We start from the raw sequence: 16,679 nt of genomic DNA on the forward strand, positions 1-16,679 counted from the left end.
CAGGATTTTACCTGGATGTTAAAAGTCGTTAGTAGTCGTTTGTGTTGTATGGTCAAGCGACTAAGCGTATACGGTGGATGCCTTGGCAGCTGGAGGCGATGAAGGACGTAGGAGCCTGCGAAAAGTCTAGGGGAGCTGGCACACAAGCTTTGATCCTAGAATGTCCGAATGGGGAAACCCACTCCTTTTAGGAGTATCCATAACTGAATACATAGGTTATGGAGGCGAACCCGGGGAACTGAAACATCTAAGTACCCGGAGGAAAAGAAATCAATAGAGATTCCCTTAGTAGCGGCGAGCGAACGGGGATTAGCCCTTAAGCTCTTTATGTTTTAGTGGAAGGTTCTGGAAAGTACCGCGATACAGGGTGATAGCCCCGTACACGAAAAGGCATTTAGAGTGAAATCGAGTAGGTCGGGACACGTGTTATCTTGACTGAATATGGGGGGACCATCCTCCAAGGCTAAATACTCCCAGCTGACCGATAGTGAACCAGTACCGTGAGGGAAAGGCGAAAAGAACCCCGGAGAGGGGAGTGAAATAGAACCTGAAACCGTATACGTACAAGCAGTAGGAGCCCTTCGGGGTGACTGCGTACCTTTTGTATAATGGGTCAGCGACTTATTGTCTGTAGCAAGGTTAACCGCTTAGGGGAGCCGTAGAGAAATCGAGTCTTAATAGGGCGTTTAGTTGCAGGCAATAGACCCGAAACCCGGCGATCTATCCATGGGCAGGTTGAAGGTTGAGTAACATCAACTGGAGGACCGAACCCACTAATGTTGAAAAATTAGGGGATGACCTGTGGATCGGAGTGAAAGGCTAATCAAGCCGGGAGATAGCTGGTTCTCCTCGAAAGCTATTTAGGTAGCGCCTCGCGTCTCACCCTCGGGGGTAGAGCACTGTTTGGGCTAGGGGGTCATCCCGACTTACCAACCCCATGCAAACTCCGAATACCGAGGAGTGCAATCGCGGGAGACACACGGCGGGTGCTAACGTCCGTCGTGGAAAGGGAAACAACCCAGACCGCCAGCTAAGGTCCCAAATATCAGTTAAGTGGGAAACGATGTGGGAAGGCCCAGACAGCTAGGAGGTTGGCTTAGAAGCAGCCATCCTTTAAAGAAAGCGTAATAGCTCACTAGTCGAGTCGGCCTGCGCGGAAGATATACCGGGGCTCAAACTGATAACCGAAGCTGCGGATGCTCTTAGGAGCATGGTAGAGGAGCGTTGTGTAAGCCGTTGAAGGTGGATCGGGAGGTCTGCTGGAGGTATCACAAGTGCGAATGCTGACATGAGTAACGATAAGGGAGGTGAAAAACCTCCCCGCCGGAAGACCAAGGGTTCCTGTCCAACGCTAATCGGGACAGGGTTAGTCGACCCCTAAGGCGAGGGCGAAAGCCGTAGTCGATGGGAAACAGGTTAATATTCCTGTACTCGCTATTACTGCGACGGAGTGACGGAGAAGGCTAGGCCGGCATGGCGATTGGTTGTCCATGTTTAAGGTTGTAGGCTGGGGACTTAGGCAAATCCGGGTCCCTAAGGCTGAGAACTGATGACGAAGCCCACTTAGTGGGTGAAGTGGTTGATGCCCTGCTTCCAGGAAAAACTTCTAAGCTTCAGGTAATAGTGAATCGTACTCTAAACCGACACAGGTGGTCAGGTAGAGAATACCAAGGCGCTTGAGAGAACTCTGGTGAAGGAACTAGGCAAAATGGTACCGTAACTTCGGGAGAAGGTACGCCGGTTTTGGTGATGGGACTTGCTCCCTAAGCTGAGGCCGGTCGAAGTGACCAGGTGGCTGCGACTGTTTATTAAAAACATAGCACTCTGCAAACTCGTAAGAGGACGTATAGGGTGTGACGCCTGCCCGGTGCCGGAAGGTTAATTGATGGGGTTAGCTTCGGCGAAGCTCTTGATCGAAGCCCCGGTAAACGGCGGCCGTAACTATAACGGTCCTAAGGTAGCGAAATTCCTTGTCGGGTAAGTTCCGACCTGCACGAATGGCGTAACGATGGCCACGCTGTCTCCACCAGAGACTCAGTGAAATTGAAATCGCTGTTAAGATGCAGTGTACCCGCGGCTAGACGGAAAGACCCCGTGAACCTTTACTACAGCTTTGCACTGAACTTTGAGCCTATTTGTGTAGGATAGGTGGGAGGCTTTGAAGCAGCGACGCTAGTTGTTGTGGAGCCGTCCTTGAAATACCACCCTGGTATGTTTGAGGTTCTAACTCTGGTCCGTTATCCGGATCGAGGACAGTGTATGGTGGGTAGTTTGACTGGGGCGGTCTCCTCCCAAAGAGTAACGGAGGAGTACGAAGGTGCACTCAGCATGGTCGGAAATCATGCAATGAGCATAATGGTATAAGTGCGCTTGACTGCGAGACAGACATGTCGAGCAGGTACGAAAGTAGGTCATAGTGATCCGGTGGTTCTGTATGGAAGGGCCATCGCTCAACGGATAAAAGGTACTCCGGGGATAACAGGCTGATACCGCCCAAGAGTTCACATCGACGGCGGTGTTTGGCACCTCGATGTCGGCTCATCACATCCTGGGGCTGAAGCCGGTCCCAAGGGTATGGCTGTTCGCCATTTAAAGTGGTACGCGAGCTGGGTTTAGAACGTCGTGAGACAGTTCGGTCCCTATCTGCCGTGGGCGTTGGAGATTTGAGAAGAGTTGCTCCTAGTACGAGAGGACCGGAGTGAACGAACCTCTGGTGTTCCGGTTGTCACGCCAGTGGCATTGCCGGGTAGCTATGTTCGGACGGGATAACCGCTGAAAGCATCTAAGCGGGAAGCCTCCTTCAAGATAAGATCTCCCTGAGGCCTTGAGCCTCCTGAAGGGCCGTGGAAGACTACCACGTTGATAGGCTGGGTGTGGAAGCGTTGTGAGGCGTTGAGCTAACCAGTACTAATTGCCCGTGCGGCTTGACCATACAACAGAGATGGTTACTAACGACTAGCTAAGCTAGCGGATTGTGAGTTAGAGACATACGATCGCTTGCGGTGTATTACTACAGATTGTTTTACCGACTTATTTGGGGTTATCGCCGGTCAACAACATGACCGAGGCAAACAGCGATAACGCGGCAGGCCAAGCACTTTGCTTATAAAACCAACGCCAACCCAAGCCAGTTTGCCTGACGACAATAGAGTTGTGGAACCACCTGATCCCTTGCCGAACTCAGAAGTGAAACGCAACATCGCCGATGGTAGTGTGGGGCTTCCCCATGTGAGAGTAGGTCATCGTCAGGCTTCTAATCCGAAAGGGCCACCCAATAGGGTGGCCCTTTTTTTATGGCTAAAAATATTTTAAAGAAGCAAAAAACAAAAAACTAAGAAATGGAAGAAAGGGGGAGCAGAAAATACTTAGTAAAAATTAAATAGAAAAAATAAAAGTAATTCTGGAAAACTTTAATGCTTAACTTTCTATTTAAAAGTCAGTCAGTAAATAAAAAGAAAAAGCTAAAATTACCTGAGCACCTTAAACAGACGCTCTCCTAAAAAGCCTATAAGAATAGGTCTTTACCGATCTTCTCTCCAAACGCCTTTGCACTCACACAAAAAATAATCCAACAAAAATAACTCGCGTAAAAACCAGAAAAGTACCCATACCACTCCCGCCAAAATTAAATTTAGCCGGTAAAAATATCGGTTATTTTTTAGTCTCTGCAGTAATCCCCTGTAACCATGGGGCCTGCAGCCCGTTTATTAAAGTTATGCACAACTCTATCCAGACTTTCTGTTAGTAACTCCAGACTGTGGAAATCCGGGTAAAACAAAACCCCAGCAAGTTTCCCTGTTGTTTGGATAGGGTGAAATACTTTTACTACCGGGCAGCACCTGCGCTGCCATATGAGTCGTGCGCGATCCCGGAGCCGTGCCAGCTTGGAACACCGGAGGCGCCCATAGGGTAGTGTGAGACAGCCCTACCCGTTGGATTGGAGGTGAACCGCGCCTGTGGTGGTCTAAACCGACATAGTGGTTTATCAGGTTTCTAATTAGAAAAAGGGTAGTCTAATAGGGCTGCCCTTTTTAGTGCCTGCGCTGTACTCTAGCTTAGCTGGCGAGCAGCGTTGTAAGTCTTCTATTAGGAATTCCTAAAGGTAGCCGTCATTTAAATTACTGTAACAGCTATACATTGGTGAGGTAATTTAGTGTCCTCTTTTCACTCCAACGTTAAAGCTATAAACAAACGATATATCGCTATTATTGAGCTCTTCCTCAAGAACTGGGTTAAAAGAAAATTTATTTTTTATAGAGTCAGGAATTATTCTTTTGGTAATAAAATGGCGCATGCAGAGGATGCTGTTTTCGCTAGCTACTGAGTATATTGCGTTTAGTAGGGAAACAAAGCTCTCTTCATCAAGATAAGCTGAGATGTCAGAAACGGAGAATTTATCAATTTTATTTTTACAGTTGTATAAATATTGTTCTATCGGTGAGGTTACTATTTCTATGGCTGTTTTATCTAGTGCTCCCTTAATTACTGGATAGTTATTTTTTTCCAAATATAAAGGCATTCCATATGCGGGGTTGTATTTTCCAGTTAGCAGGAATGTCATAAAGAAATTGTCAAGAACCAGGTGGTTCATTAGAGAGTGGTCCATTCTGCCTAATAAATACTCAGAGATTGACACTTCTTGTGGGATATGTTCATAGAACCCAGGATCTTTAAGGAAAGTTCTGAAGAAATATTTGTTGGTAAGGAAATGCAAAAATGTTTTCCAGGTTGGGGTATTCCATTTGTTTTTAACAAACTCACGCTGTTCTTCAATGCTTTTTAGGTGGGTTAGAGTTTTTATTTTGCTGGGTCGAATAACTTTAATTATCATACTGATTAACTTGAAGTGCTTTTCGAAAGCGCCTTCATAAATAAACCCTTTTTCAATGATGTTTATGTTGTTTGACCAAAATAACTCCGCCTTTTTTGATAAAGAGGGTTTTATGTTGTCATAGGTGTTTAATCTCTTTTTGCATGGGAGTATTCCTGAGAACCTTAAAAATTCTTCATAATTTAATTTCTGGATGCCAATTTTTTTTAGTTCCAAGAGATAGTTTTGGCTGGGATTCAAGTCAATGGCTGTTATTTTTTTGGGATTACCCAGTAGAAGGCTTAAGACGCGATCTCCACCGCCAGTAACACATAAAATACTATCATTTTCATTGATATTTAGAGCCTTAAGCTCTGATCTTGAATCTTCATTTGGCCCTGAGTAACTGATTCTGTTTGCATAATGAGAAAGTGATATGTCACTAGGTTTGTTCATGGCATACCTGATCGGGCTGAATTTAGTTACGTTTGATTTAAAAAATAGTCCACTACTTTGGTCAGATAACTCTTGCTATTACACCATTGATTCTGAACCGGGTGACCTAAGACTCTTTGGCTATTTGCGCTGCAAAACCTGAAGTCACTGTTTAAAAATGGTCCATTTTGCATTCTATTAATGATCTTAAGTATCCGCCTTTCTTTTTCTGGTAGGCTGCTTAATAATACGTGGCTGTCTTGAATTTGCCTTAAATCTAGCTCAAAGTAATCGCGATTAAACTTAACGAATTCGTCGATTGTCATTGGGTTAGAGTCGGCAATATTAAAGTATTGGTTTTTTGTGAGTTCATGGTTGTTTGAAATCTTTAATATTGCATCACAGCAAGTGTCAACCGGAATGACATTGATAAGGCAGTTTGGAAGATATTTTAGGTGAATGGGGGTCTGTACATTCTGTTCTTTTAGTCTATTTAGCAGTTTTACATATTCATAGTAACCGGACTGAGAGTTTGTGTAGCCAGTCACCGAGTCTCCTAGGACAATAGTTGGCCTATAGATGGTGTATTCCAGGTTTTTGGACTTTGCGATTAAGTTCTCTGCTGCATTTTTGGTGTAATCATAAGCATTAAAAAATTCTTTAGGTTGATAGAGTTTTTCCTTTATGGTTACTCCGCTGGCATGATCTTTACCGGCAATAAAACTGGTTGATATTTGGTTGAACCGACATTTTGCTGCTACAGCAACCTCTATTAATCGTTCCACACCGTTAACATTTGTATTAATGCTTTGCTGCAGGTTGCTATAGCTATAGCGCATATCAGCTGCACAATTCCAAATTGAACCAATGTGTAGCGAATGTAGTTGTCTGTAAGACATAGAACTTAAGTTGAGCTTTGGCCTGTTCAAATCTCCTGAAATTATTATAAGTCGGTCGAAATCATTTTTCGAAAGTTTGTAAGTCGAATTGACAAAACTATTTCTTTGTTTTAGCTGCTCGAATCGAGCATGAATATCATTTCGCGCAATTAAAACTACATTAAAACCTTTTCGTAATAGTCCCCATGTTAAGTATTGGCCTATAAAGCCAAGTCCACCAACAACCAGTTGTATTCTTTTCAAATCTTGTATTTCTGATAATTTTTTAAAGGTATGCTGGTTTTCTTTCATTGATCCATACGAACCAATCATAGTGGTGAATTAGATGTGTGTTTCTTTAGCCCAAAAGGATTATTCTCCTTGAGAGTCACTTTTACTTTTTTACTGTGGAATATAAAAATTTGGTCTGGTTTCGGGTGTATCTTGAGGGTGCTTATGATTAACACAACTAAGCTATCCATCTATTTAACAAGGTCTAAAGGCTCGCTGTGAAGTCAAACGATGGTAATAAGTGGTAGTCGCATCATGGTGCTGTCATCCATTGCGAAAGTTGTACCAATAACTCAAGCTATGGATTTTCAGTAGAGTACCATTAAGTAATTGTAGTACACCTGAGTATTTGGCCGTAGATTGACTGTAGATTCTCTATTTTTACTGCACCCGTCATAAACGGATCCGGCATCATTGTAGGAGACTTGAATTTATTCTTCCGCTAAAGCGTCTTCTAATAGACGATTTGGAGTTTCCTGCAATCGATACTTTTGGCTATAGCTCTTATTGGATACTTCGATATGATCTATTGCTTGTTTTGGTTTCAAGATTTTCCCATGTAGTTTTAAAAGTGATTTCATATGGGGGACAGTGATCTAAGGATCGAATAGGCTCTCGAAATTACTCAGGGTTAGTTTGTTGGATATTTCCTCTCCTGGAGAGACGTTAGCTTTGATGCCAAAAAGCTTGCCTGGTTCTCATTTTTTGAACACGTTCTGAATAAAGCTTGCTGTAAGCGGCTGAAATGAGAATTGGCGGGTAAGATTGGTCAAAACCGGTAAAAGGAGAATTACCAGTGAAGCGACTAAGGAATGTTATAGCAAAGTTAATGGCGTTGGGTATTTTGAGCCTAATGGGGGGGTGTTCAAAGGATGCGGAAGTAACAGTAGGAACTAAAGTACTTGATCAGCAACATATAGCTGCACGGATTGATGGCCAGGAGGTCAGCGTGCAGGCCTTGGATAAGGAACTCCAGCTTGTGCTGTATGATATTGCTGAAATGGAGCATAAATTACGTCTCAACAAGCTGCATGAAATGATTGCCAAAACAGCAAAAGATGGTCAAGAAATAGAAGTTATGCTTCCCGTTCCAGAGCCACCACGAATAGATCTTGATTATGGCGGGCGCGCCGCTCGAGGAAATCCCGAAGCGCCTATAACAATTGCTGTGTTCTGCTCCTTTCAATCTCCCCACTGTAAATCCTTTCAGCCAACCTTGAGGCGTTTGTTGAGTGACTATTCTGGTTGGGTTCGCCAGGTAAATTTTGATTTTCCCCTTAAGTTTCATCGGGAGGGTATCAAAGCTGCTGTTTCGGCTAAGTGCGCTGGTGAGCACAATATTTTTTGGGAATATCACGACGCCTTATACGCAAAAACTCCAAACCTTGGTGAGAAGTCTTACTCCCAGACCGCAAGCAGTTTACTGATCGATGACAAGCAGTTTAAAGCCTGTATTGGAGATATGAATTATAAAGAAGTTGTTCTGGGGGATCAGGAAATTGCTTTAGGGCTTGGCCTTACAAATGTGCCGGTTGTTTTTATAAACGGTTTGTATCTAAAGGGTGCACGATCATTTGAGCAATATTCTTACTGGATAGAAAAGGAACTAATCAGGCTTGATATAGATCCTCAGAAAAAATATACATGGAAACAACAAAAAGATACTGAGAATCATTTACCTGTTACGGGTCTACCTCTTGCCCTGGTAGGAGTTAGTGAATCGAGTATAGAAAGTAAGTCCAAAGCTTTAATAGAAGTAAATGGGCAGAAGGCACAGAGTTTTTCACTGGGGCAGTCTGTTCTTAAAGATGTCGTTCTGAAGCGTTTGAAAGGGCACTATGCCGTTATTGATAATCAGGGATCCCTGGAGCGTCTGCTATTGCAAGGTGAAGTGGGTAATATTATCCCTTTAACTTTGTCCCATCAGCACGATGAGGAGCTGCGCAAACGTATTGAACAGCCTCAGGGAGAAAAGGGTAAAAAGCTAATCGAGCCGGCTGGTGTGTTGACTCTTGGGCAAGAGTGGTTGGCGAAGCAACTCGAACAACGAGAATTCTTGGAGGCTAAATTTATTGAGGCGGAGCTGGAAGTTGAGGGTCACCATTTGATGCGCTTGGAGGGGGTGGCCAACAATGAGTTCTTTACTGCACTTGGATTCGAAGAAAACGATGTGCTGTTGAGGGTCAATGACAGTTGGGTCCACAGTGGTCAGAATGAGCTTTGGAGTGCTCTTACCAGTGGAAAAGTAATTGATGTTGCCTTTATGAGAAAGGGTTTGCCGCATAGATTGCAGTATGTGGTTGAAGAGAGTGGTTACTTTGATGAGGATTTAGGTAAGTGAATTGATTAGGGCCCGCGGTACTTTATTGCGGGCCCTGAATTTACCGAGCAGTAAAAGTTACTTATTTATCCGGATTTCCTTGCCACAGTAGGTCAGCGACAATATTTTGTCCTTGAATGCTTGGGTGGAAACAGTCTCCACCATCAATATCATCTTTATTAAACTGAAAAGTCCCGGCATTTAACTGATCCTCACCGGTATATTCAGCAACAACTTCTACCCCATTCATACCGTTGTAACTTTCTGCTTCCTCAACAAGGATTTCGTTATAACGTTGTTGGGCTGCGGCTATTCCGTTATAACGAGTAGCAAAGCTCTCTCCATTCATCGAGCCGCCATTCGTTGCAATTCGGCAGATTCCGAAAGTCGACCAGACACTCTCGCAATCTACGCGGGAATTACCGCTTTGCTTATCCAGACCTGCTGCCCGGAGATCGTGTACTCGTGGTACTGAGCCGAGTACTATCGTTGAGCCGTTAGGGAGACCATCGACTAATTTGTCCAGTCCAGCTTGAACTGCCGAGCGCCACTCGCTATCGGTGTAGAGTGGATCGTTACAGTTGGCTGGATCGACGCAATCCCGGTTACAGATGTCATTACCGCCCAATACTACCTCGACATGATCAGGTAAATTACTTTGGGATAGAATCCGATCGGCTTGAGTGGAGAAATTGTCGCCTCCACTACGCATCTCAGCACCGGATTCCGCTGCACTTTTATTGGCAGCCATATTGGGGTAGTTAACTTTATATTTATCGTGAACACTCTCCACTGAATTGTCGTCGCCGTCAAACCAGGAATGCTCGGGTTGGTCCCCGCCGAGAAGACAAAACAGGTCCCAGAAATACTTATTGCGGGTACAGTCTGCACCGAATGCCATGGTAATACTGTCACCCGCAGCAACAGACTTGGAGGGGGCTGCCATTGCTGGCTGTATCGACAAGATGCTCAAACAGAGCGTTACTAGAACTCCATATTTATTCAACATTGTATTTTCTCCCACACCGACTTTCGCCGTAAGTTGTTATCGTTTTATTCACTGCTCCGGTAAACGAGAAGGAGTGTAGGACGCACTCAGATATTGTGAGTGATGAATGCTTTAGACCCTTTGGTCAGTTATCAATAAATTGAAGTCTGTTGGAGTTTTGTCGCCGAGAGCATTGATTACTTTATTGGCGTTTCAAAGCTTTAGTTTTTCTGGCACAGTTTTATGCCATCTGTTTTTCTTCGGACGCTTCCACTATACTGCGCTCTACTTGTCGGAGTGCCTGTGGGCTGAGATCGCTGTTGCGAGATCCGTTGAACCTGATCGGGGTAACCCCCGCGTAGGGAACAAGATCTGAAGTCGCCTGTTTTGTTACAGTTTGGCGTCTTTTCTCTTTGTATGTGCCCTGGATGCTGCGACCTTTAAATTTCCAAGTTTTAAGGTTACGCATGTCTGAGATCATTGAACAATCCGGTAAAGCCGGAAAGTCCTCCCGCGCTGCCAGTCGCGATTCCGCTAAAGAATTTCTTGAAAATCTCACGGTTCAATCTTTCCCCAACTCGAGCAAGGTGTATTTGCCCAGTGAAACTCCCGACATTCAGGTTGGTGCTCGTCAGATCTGTTTGGGAGATAGTTTGGTAGGGGGGGATGCAGAGAATCCGGTGTTTGAACCCAATGAGCCCCTAACCATTTACGACACTTCGGGCCCCTATTCCGAGCCCAATTTTAAAGTGGACGTACGGGAAGGGTTGCCCAAATTGCGCCAGGGCTGGATAGAGGCCCGCAGAGATACTGAACTGCTGGACTCTCGCCAAGCGGCCTACAGCCAGAAGCGTATGGCGGACCAGGGGCTGGATCATATCCGCTTTGAAAACCTTCCCAGCCCTCGCCGGGCCAAACCGGGACAGAATGTATCTCAGATGCACTATGCCCGCCGCGGCATTATTACCCCAGAGGTGGAATTTATCGCAGTGCGCGAAAATATGGGCCGAGCCAAGTTGGCAGCGGAAATGAGTGAAAGTGAATACCAGAAGGCACGTGATGGTATTTACATCCCCGAGCAAATCACGCCGGAATTTGTGCGCCGGGAAGTTGCAGAAGGGCGGGCAATTATCCCGGCGAATATTAATCACCCGGAAGTGGAGCCGATGATTATCGGGCGCAACTTCCTGTGCAAGGTGAATGCAAATATTGGTAACTCGGCTGTGACTTCTTCCATTGAAGAGGAAGTGGAGAAACTGGTTTGGTCCACCAAGTGGGGCGCGGACACGGTGATGGATCTGTCTACCGGTGCCAATATCCACGAAACCCGCGAGTGGATTCTGCGCAACTCGCCAGTGCCCATCGGTACTGTGCCCATTTACCAGGCGCTGGAGAAAGTAAACGGAATTGCTGAAGATCTTAACTGGGATGTGTTCCGCGACACCTTGATTGAGCAGGCGGAGCAGGGGGTGGATTACTTCACTATTCATGCTGGCGTGCTTTTGCGCTATGTGCCGCTCACTGCCAAACGTATGACCGGGATTGTCTCTCGCGGTGGTTCCATTATGGCCAAATGGTGTCTCGCCCATCACCAAGAGAATTTCCTCTACACCCACTTCGAGGAAATCTGCGAGATTATGAAGGCTTACGATGTGAGCTTTAGTCTCGGTGATGGCCTGCGCCCGGGCTCCATTGCGGATGCTAACGATGAAGCCCAGTTTGGCGAGCTGCACACGCTTGGCGAGCTGACTGAAATTGCCTGGAAGCACGATGTTCAGACGATGATCGAAGGCCCCGGTCATGTGGCTATCCATAAGATCAAAGAAAATATGGATGAGCAGCTGAAGCACTGCCACGGCGCACCTTTCTACACTCTGGGTCCATTGACCACGGATATTGCTCCCGGCTACGACCACATTACTTCCGGCATCGGCGCTGCACTTATCGGCACCTACGGTTGCGCCATGCTCTGCTATGTGACCCCCAAAGAGCACCTGGGTCTACCCAATAAAGAGGATGTTAAAGAGGGCCTTATGGCATATAAGATTGCGGCTCATGCCGCAGACTTGGCCAAAGGGCATCCGCGGGCACAGAAGCGCGATGACGCCCTGTCAAAAGCCCGCTTTGAATTCCGTTGGGAAGATCAGTTCAACCTCGGCTTGGATCCGGAGCGGGCACGCACCTATCACGATGAAACGTTGCCAAAGGAATCCGGCAAGGTAGCTCACTTCTGCTCCATGTGCGGCCCGAAATTCTGCTCCATGAAAATCACCCAGGATGTGCGCGATTATGCGGCCAAGCAGGAAGCGGCACAGGGCATGGAGGAAATGTCGATTAAATTTAAGGACATGGGTAGCGAGATTTATCACAAGGGCTGATGAGTATTTTGGGGGAGAGTCCTCTCCCCCAAGAATCGGATAGCAAAAGTATGGCGAGTGCATAGCGCATATCGCTGGGTGTCGATTTGGATTTGCGAAGATAGGTGGTCTGTGACAAGCGAAACCAAAGCCAAAGTAGCTATTGCCGGTGGCGGCCTGTTAGGTCGCTTGCTCGCCTGGCGGCTCTGCCAACGGGAACTGGATATTACCCTGTTTGAAGCGGGTGATCTGTCGGCACCAGTCGGGGGAGCTTGCTGGACGGCAGCGGGAATGATCTCACCACTATCGGAATTGGTGCACAGCGATAAACAGGTTTACAACCTGGGGCTGAAAAGCCTTGAGATTTGGTCTGAGTGGGCCCGGCAGCTGGAGGAGCAGAGCGGGCAGGACGTGGAATACCGCAGGGCGGGCTCAGTGCTGGTTGCTCACGGCAAGGATAAAAGTGAGCTGCTGCAATTCCTGCGGGAGTTACAGGGTAAGTTGGGTGAATCTGCCAGGGAGCAGGTGGAGCCACTCGATAGCAATACTTTAGCGAAATTAGAGCCCTCCTTACATGGCTTTGAACAGGGGCTTCACCTGCGGGGTGAGGCGGATATCAATAATCACCGCTTATTGCCTGCGTTACTCAGCGTATTGCGCCGAGGTGCAGTCACTCTGCGAGAGCACAGCAAGGTAAATTGCGAAGCTGGGCATATCTCTGTGAACTCGGAGCGTGAACAATTTGATTGCGTGATCGACTGCCGTGGTCTCGGTGCCAAGGGGCAGATTGAAGGCTTACGCGGTGTCCGTGGTGAGGTGATGGTGGTGGAATCTCGGGAAGTGGTTTTGCAGCGTCCAGTGCGACTGCTCCACCCGCGCTATAAGCTCTATGCCGTACCCCGCAGCGATGGGCGCACAGTAATTGGTGCTACGGAAATTGAGAGCGAAGACCAGTCGCCCATTTCCGTGCGCTCCAGTATGGAATTGTCTTCCGCGCTTTACTCCCTCAACCCGGCTTTTGCCGAGGCTCGTATTGTTGAGACCCGCGTAAATTGTCGCCCCGCCACTATGGATAATATGCCTTATATCCACAGCGAGGATGGGCTGATTAGGGTGAATGGCCTTTACCGTCACGGTTATCTTTTAGCGCCGGCAGTAGTGGAGCAAGTGGAGAATCAAGTGGCACAACAACTGTTACAGGTGGTTTGATGCAGGTACTAATTAATGGGGAAACACAGAGCCTTGAATCCCCGCTAAAACTCTCTGCGCTTTTACAGCAGCTCGGCTATCGCGGAGAAACATTTGCCGTTGCGATCAACGGTGGATTTATTCCCCGTACGGAATATAGCAATACACAGATAAATAACGGCGATAGCCTGGATATTGTTGCTCCGGTAGTGGGGGGGTAAAGGTGAGCGATCTATTAACACTTTACGGAAAAACATTTAACAGCCGGCTTTTGGTGGGCACCGCCCTGTATCCCTCCCCAGCGATTATGCGCGAATCCGTGCAAGCCTCAGCTTCGGAAATTATTACTTTGTCTCTTCGCCGGCAAAATCCGGCACAGCAGCAGGACAATCGATTTTGGGATTATATTCGCGAGACCGGTTGTCAGTTGTTGCCTAATACCGCTGGTTGTAAATCGCCGCGAGAAGCGGTGGAGCTGGCAAAAATGTCCCAGGAAATTTTCCAGACCGATTGGCTCAAGCTGGAAGTGATTGGCGATGATTATAATTTGCAGCCAGACCCCTTTGGTTTGGTAGAAGCTGCGCGGGAATTAATTCAGTTAGGCTTCAAGGTTTTGCCTTATTGCACAGATGACCTGGTTCTGTGTCGAAAACTTTTGGATGTGGGTTGCGAGGTATTAATGCCCTGGGGGGCTCCCATCGGTACCGGGCAGGGCCTGCTCAATAAATATAACCTGCAAACACTGCGCGAGCGCCTGAGTGATGTACCGCTTATTATTGACGCCGGAATCGGTGCGCCATCACAGGCGGCAGAAGCACTGGAGATGGGCTTTGATGCGGTGTTATTGAATACCGCGATTGCAAAAGCCCAGGATCCGGTACTGATGGCTAGTGCTTTTAAACTGGCTGTGGAATCCGGGCGCGCCGCCTTTAATGCCGGCTTGATGCTCAGGCGTCAAACTGCCAGCCCCAGCACCCCCACCCTGGATATGCCTTTCTGGCAGCAGGCAGAGAGCATATTGCAGGATTAGTATTTTTATGCGCGATCAACTCCAATTGAAAAAGCCAATTGTCTGGACCATTGCCGGCAGTGACTCCGGCGGTGGCGCCGGTATTCAGGCGGACCTGCTGACTATTGCCGACCTCGGCTGCCATGGTTGCAGTGCTATCACGGCCAATACTGCACAGAATACGGTGGAAGTTACTGCAATTAATGCAGTTTCCCTAGAGGTCTTGGGTTCTCAGTTACAGGCTTTACAGCGGGATCTATTTCCTGCCGCAATTAAAATCGGTCTGCTAGCGAATGCTGAACAAGTTGTTGCGGTGGCAGATTTCCTGCGCCAGCTGCAAGCGGTGCAGCCGGTTCCGGTTATTTACGACCCGGTTGCTGTTGCTACCAACGGAGCCGGGCTCACCGAAGGGAATATTACCGCAACGGTGTTGGCTCAGTTGATGCCACAATGTGATCTGGCTACTCCCAATTTACATGAATTGGAATGGCTTACCGGAGCCAGTGTCACGGGTGCGGAATCTATTGTGCAAGCTGCGCATCAGTTGCACGCCTACGGCGGTACCGCAATTTTAGTTACCGGCGGCCATACGCAATTGCGTGCGGGAGAAGTTGCCGACTTACTGTGGGATGGTGAAAAAGCCGATTGGTTTATTGGCCGGGAAGTATCCAGTACAGGCACACATGGCACTGGCTGCACCCTGTCCTCCGCTATTGCCGCTTGCCGCGCTTTGGGCTACCCGTTGCGAGATGCCTGCGTTGTGGGTAAAGCCTATGTTCAGCGGGGCTTGCGCCGGGGAAATAATGCACATATCGGCGCTGGTGCTGGACCTGTAGGTCACTGTGGCTGGCCCCTGGATTTCATCGACTTCCCGGAGATTTTGGTGCGGGGAGAAGAGCGTGCGCTGGATTATGGTTTTGGTGCGGCCCAGCCTCTTGTTCAAGGGTTTGCCCAAACAGACTCTCAAGCATTGGGTTTATATCCGGTAGTGGATACAGTGGAGTGGTTGCAGCGCCTGGCTGAGCTGGGGGTGCGTACTTTACAGCTGCGAATAAAGAATCCGGGTGGGGACCTGCGCGCACAGATTGAGAAGGCAGTGGCTATTGGCAGGACATATAACCTGCGCCTGTTTATCAATGATTACTGGCAGTTGGCGATTGAGTGCGGCGCCTACGGCGTGCATTTGGGCCAGGAGGATTTGCAGTCTGCTGATCTGAGGGCAATTCAAGCGGCAGGATTGAAGCTGGGTATCAGTACCCACGGCTTCTATGAATTACTGTTGGCCTACCGTTATCGCCCCAGTTACCTGGCCATTGGTGCAATTTATGCGACCAACACCAAGGATATGTCGGATCAGTTGCAGGGTGTGCAGAAACTTGCGCAAATGGCAGCACTATTGCCCGATTATCCACTCGTGGCAATTGGTGGTATTAATATGCAGCGAGCCAGTGAGGTTATCGCTAGCGGCGTTGGCAGTATCGCCGTGGTCAGCGCTATTACTAAAGCAAAAGATTACAAGCAGGCGGTTGCCGATTTTAATGTCCTGTTGAAAGGTAAGCATGCGGAAGTAGAGCCATGTTAAGTAGTAAGGAATTACAGCGTTACAGTCGCCAGATAATGTTGCCCCAAGTGGGTGAAGAGGGGCAGAAAAAACTGTCTTCTGCGCGAATTCTGATTGTTGGCTTAGGTGGGCTCGGCAGCCCGGCAGCGATGTATCTGGCCGCAGCCGGTATTGGAGAGTTGCACCTGGTGGATGGTGATCATATCGATCTCTCCAATTTACAGCGCCAGGTTTTGTACAAAACCAATCACCAGGGAAAATCCAAAGCCATGGTGGCTGCACAACAATTGGCTGCAGCCAATCCAACTATTCGCATTCACCCCCACAGCCAAATGGCGAATGAATCCTGGCTGCGCGAGCAGGTAAAACAGGTGGATCTGGTGTTGGACTGCACCGATAACCTGGAAATCCGCCATACGATCAACCGGGTTTGTTATCAGGCAGGGTGTCCGGTGGTAATGGCATCGGTGCAGGGGTTTTCCGGCCAGCTGATTAGTTTTGATTTTTCTGAAGGAAACGGCCCCTGTTATGCCTGCCTGTTTCCGCCCCAGGAGCAGGCTGAAGTCCAGAACTGCTCTACAGCAGGTGTGATCGGTCCTGCGCTGGGGGTAGTTGGCAGCATGCAGGCTCTGGAGGCCATGAAATACCTGATGGATTTGCCGGTATCGAGCTTGAATAAATTGCACTTAATCGAGACGGAAACCTTAGCTTTGCAAACTTTGCAGCTGCCGAGCCATAGCAATTGCCCAGTTTGTAGTGCCTGATTTCTTGTGTTACCAGCAGGAGGCTCGATAAATAGTTTTATTTGGAGAGTCCCTTATTGGCAATGTCTTGTCGCAAAA

Annotated in this window: 10 protein-coding genes, 2 rRNA genes and 1 riboswitch; of the genes, 9 read left to right on the top strand and 3 right to left on the bottom strand. The window is 47.7% G+C overall.

What is annotated here, in order from left to right; all coding sequences use genetic code 11:
• Positions 1-50 precede the first annotated feature (50 nt).
• Positions 51-2,932 (top strand): 23S ribosomal RNA (locus tag ACJJI3_RS00020).
• A gap of 203 nt (positions 2,933-3,135) precedes the next feature.
• Positions 3,136-3,251 (top strand): 5S ribosomal RNA (gene rrf, locus ACJJI3_RS00025).
• 899 nt (positions 3,252-4,150) lie between these two features.
• Here rrf and ACJJI3_RS00030 read toward each other — a convergent pair.
• Both ACJJI3_RS00030 and ACJJI3_RS00035 read right to left on the bottom strand, forming a co-directional pair.
• The gene (locus ACJJI3_RS00030; RefSeq protein ID WP_444941054.1) at positions 4,151-5,266 is read right to left on the bottom strand and encodes a DUF3419 family protein; all 1,116 of its coding nucleotides are present in this window, start codon (positions 5,264-5,266) and stop codon (positions 4,151-4,153) included.
• Positions 5,267-5,292: 26 nt separating this feature from the next.
• Positions 5,293-6,435: an SDR family oxidoreductase gene (locus ACJJI3_RS00035; RefSeq protein WP_444941055.1), complete on the bottom strand. Its 1,143-nt coding sequence runs from the start codon at positions 6,433-6,435 to the stop codon at positions 5,293-5,295.
• A gap of 775 nt (positions 6,436-7,210) precedes the next feature.
• Here ACJJI3_RS00035 and ACJJI3_RS00040 point away from each other — a divergent pair.
• Positions 7,211-8,755: a thioredoxin domain-containing protein gene (locus ACJJI3_RS00040; protein WP_444941056.1), complete on the top strand. Its 1,545-nt coding sequence runs from the start codon at positions 7,211-7,213 to the stop codon at positions 8,753-8,755.
• Between the two features lie 61 nt (positions 8,756-8,816).
• Here the strand turns inward: ACJJI3_RS00040 and ACJJI3_RS00045 are convergent, their stop codons facing one another.
• The gene (locus tag ACJJI3_RS00045; RefSeq protein ID WP_444941057.1) at positions 8,817-9,743 is read right to left on the bottom strand and encodes an SGNH/GDSL hydrolase family protein; all 927 of its coding nucleotides are present in this window, start codon (positions 9,741-9,743) and stop codon (positions 8,817-8,819) included.
• A gap of 262 nt (positions 9,744-10,005) precedes the next feature.
• A riboswitch (TPP riboswitch) is annotated at positions 10,006-10,104 on the top strand.
• A gap of 85 nt (positions 10,105-10,189) precedes the next feature.
• Between ACJJI3_RS00045 and thiC the strand changes: the two genes are divergently transcribed.
• From thiC to ACJJI3_RS00075, 6 genes are all read left to right on the top strand, one after another.
• Positions 10,190-12,100 (top strand): phosphomethylpyrimidine synthase ThiC, encoded by a 1,911-nt coding sequence (gene thiC / locus ACJJI3_RS00050; protein WP_444941058.1) that lies wholly within the window; start codon positions 10,190-10,192, stop codon positions 12,098-12,100.
• A gap of 111 nt (positions 12,101-12,211) precedes the next feature.
• Positions 12,212-13,288: a glycine oxidase ThiO gene (gene thiO, locus ACJJI3_RS00055; RefSeq protein WP_444941059.1), complete on the top strand. Its 1,077-nt coding sequence runs from the start codon at positions 12,212-12,214 to the stop codon at positions 13,286-13,288.
• Positions 13,288-13,488 carry a sulfur carrier protein ThiS gene (gene thiS / locus ACJJI3_RS00060; protein WP_108734077.1) on the top strand — a complete coding sequence of 67 codons (201 nt, stop codon included), beginning with the start codon at positions 13,288-13,290 and terminating at the stop codon, positions 13,486-13,488. The genes thiO and thiS overlap by 1 nt, the downstream gene beginning before the upstream one ends.
• Before the next feature lie 2 nt (positions 13,489-13,490).
• The gene (locus ACJJI3_RS00065) at positions 13,491-14,297 is read left to right on the top strand and encodes a thiazole synthase (RefSeq protein WP_444941060.1); all 807 of its coding nucleotides are present in this window, start codon (positions 13,491-13,493) and stop codon (positions 14,295-14,297) included.
• A gap of 7 nt (positions 14,298-14,304) precedes the next feature.
• Positions 14,305-15,858 carry a thiamine phosphate synthase gene (gene thiE, locus ACJJI3_RS00070; protein ID WP_444941061.1) on the top strand — a complete coding sequence of 518 codons (1,554 nt, stop codon included), beginning with the start codon at positions 14,305-14,307 and terminating at the stop codon, positions 15,856-15,858.
• Positions 15,852-16,601, top strand: a complete 750-nt coding sequence (locus tag ACJJI3_RS00075) for a HesA/MoeB/ThiF family protein (RefSeq protein ID WP_444893139.1) — start codon at positions 15,852-15,854, stop codon at positions 16,599-16,601. Before thiE ends, ACJJI3_RS00075 begins: the two co-directional genes overlap by 7 nt.
• Positions 16,602-16,679 lie beyond the last annotated feature (78 nt).

The organism is Microbulbifer maximicatervae (SeqCode) (genome assembly GCF_052466985.1).

Excerpts from the sequence above, each read along its gene's own strand:
- ACJJI3_RS00030 (WP_444941054.1), bottom strand. The coding sequence starts at position 5,266 with ATGAACAAACCTAGTGACATATCACTTTCTCATTATGCAAACAGAATC.
- ACJJI3_RS00035 (WP_444941055.1), bottom strand. The coding sequence starts at position 6,435 with ATGAAAGAAAACCAGCATACCTTTAAAAAATTATCAGAAATACAAGAT.
- ACJJI3_RS00045 (WP_444941057.1), bottom strand. The coding sequence starts at position 9,743 with ATGTTGAATAAATATGGAGTTCTAGTAACGCTCTGTTTGAGCATCTTG.
- thiC (WP_444941058.1), top strand. The coding sequence starts at position 10,190 with ATGTCTGAGATCATTGAACAATCCGGTAAAGCCGGAAAGTCCTCCCGC.
- thiS (WP_108734077.1), top strand. The coding sequence starts at position 13,288 with ATGCAGGTACTAATTAATGGGGAAACACAGAGCCTTGAATCCCCGCTA.
- thiE (WP_444941061.1), top strand. The coding sequence starts at position 14,305 with ATGCGCGATCAACTCCAATTGAAAAAGCCAATTGTCTGGACCATTGCC.
- ACJJI3_RS00075 (WP_444893139.1), top strand. The coding sequence starts at position 15,852 with ATGTTAAGTAGTAAGGAATTACAGCGTTACAGTCGCCAGATAATGTTG.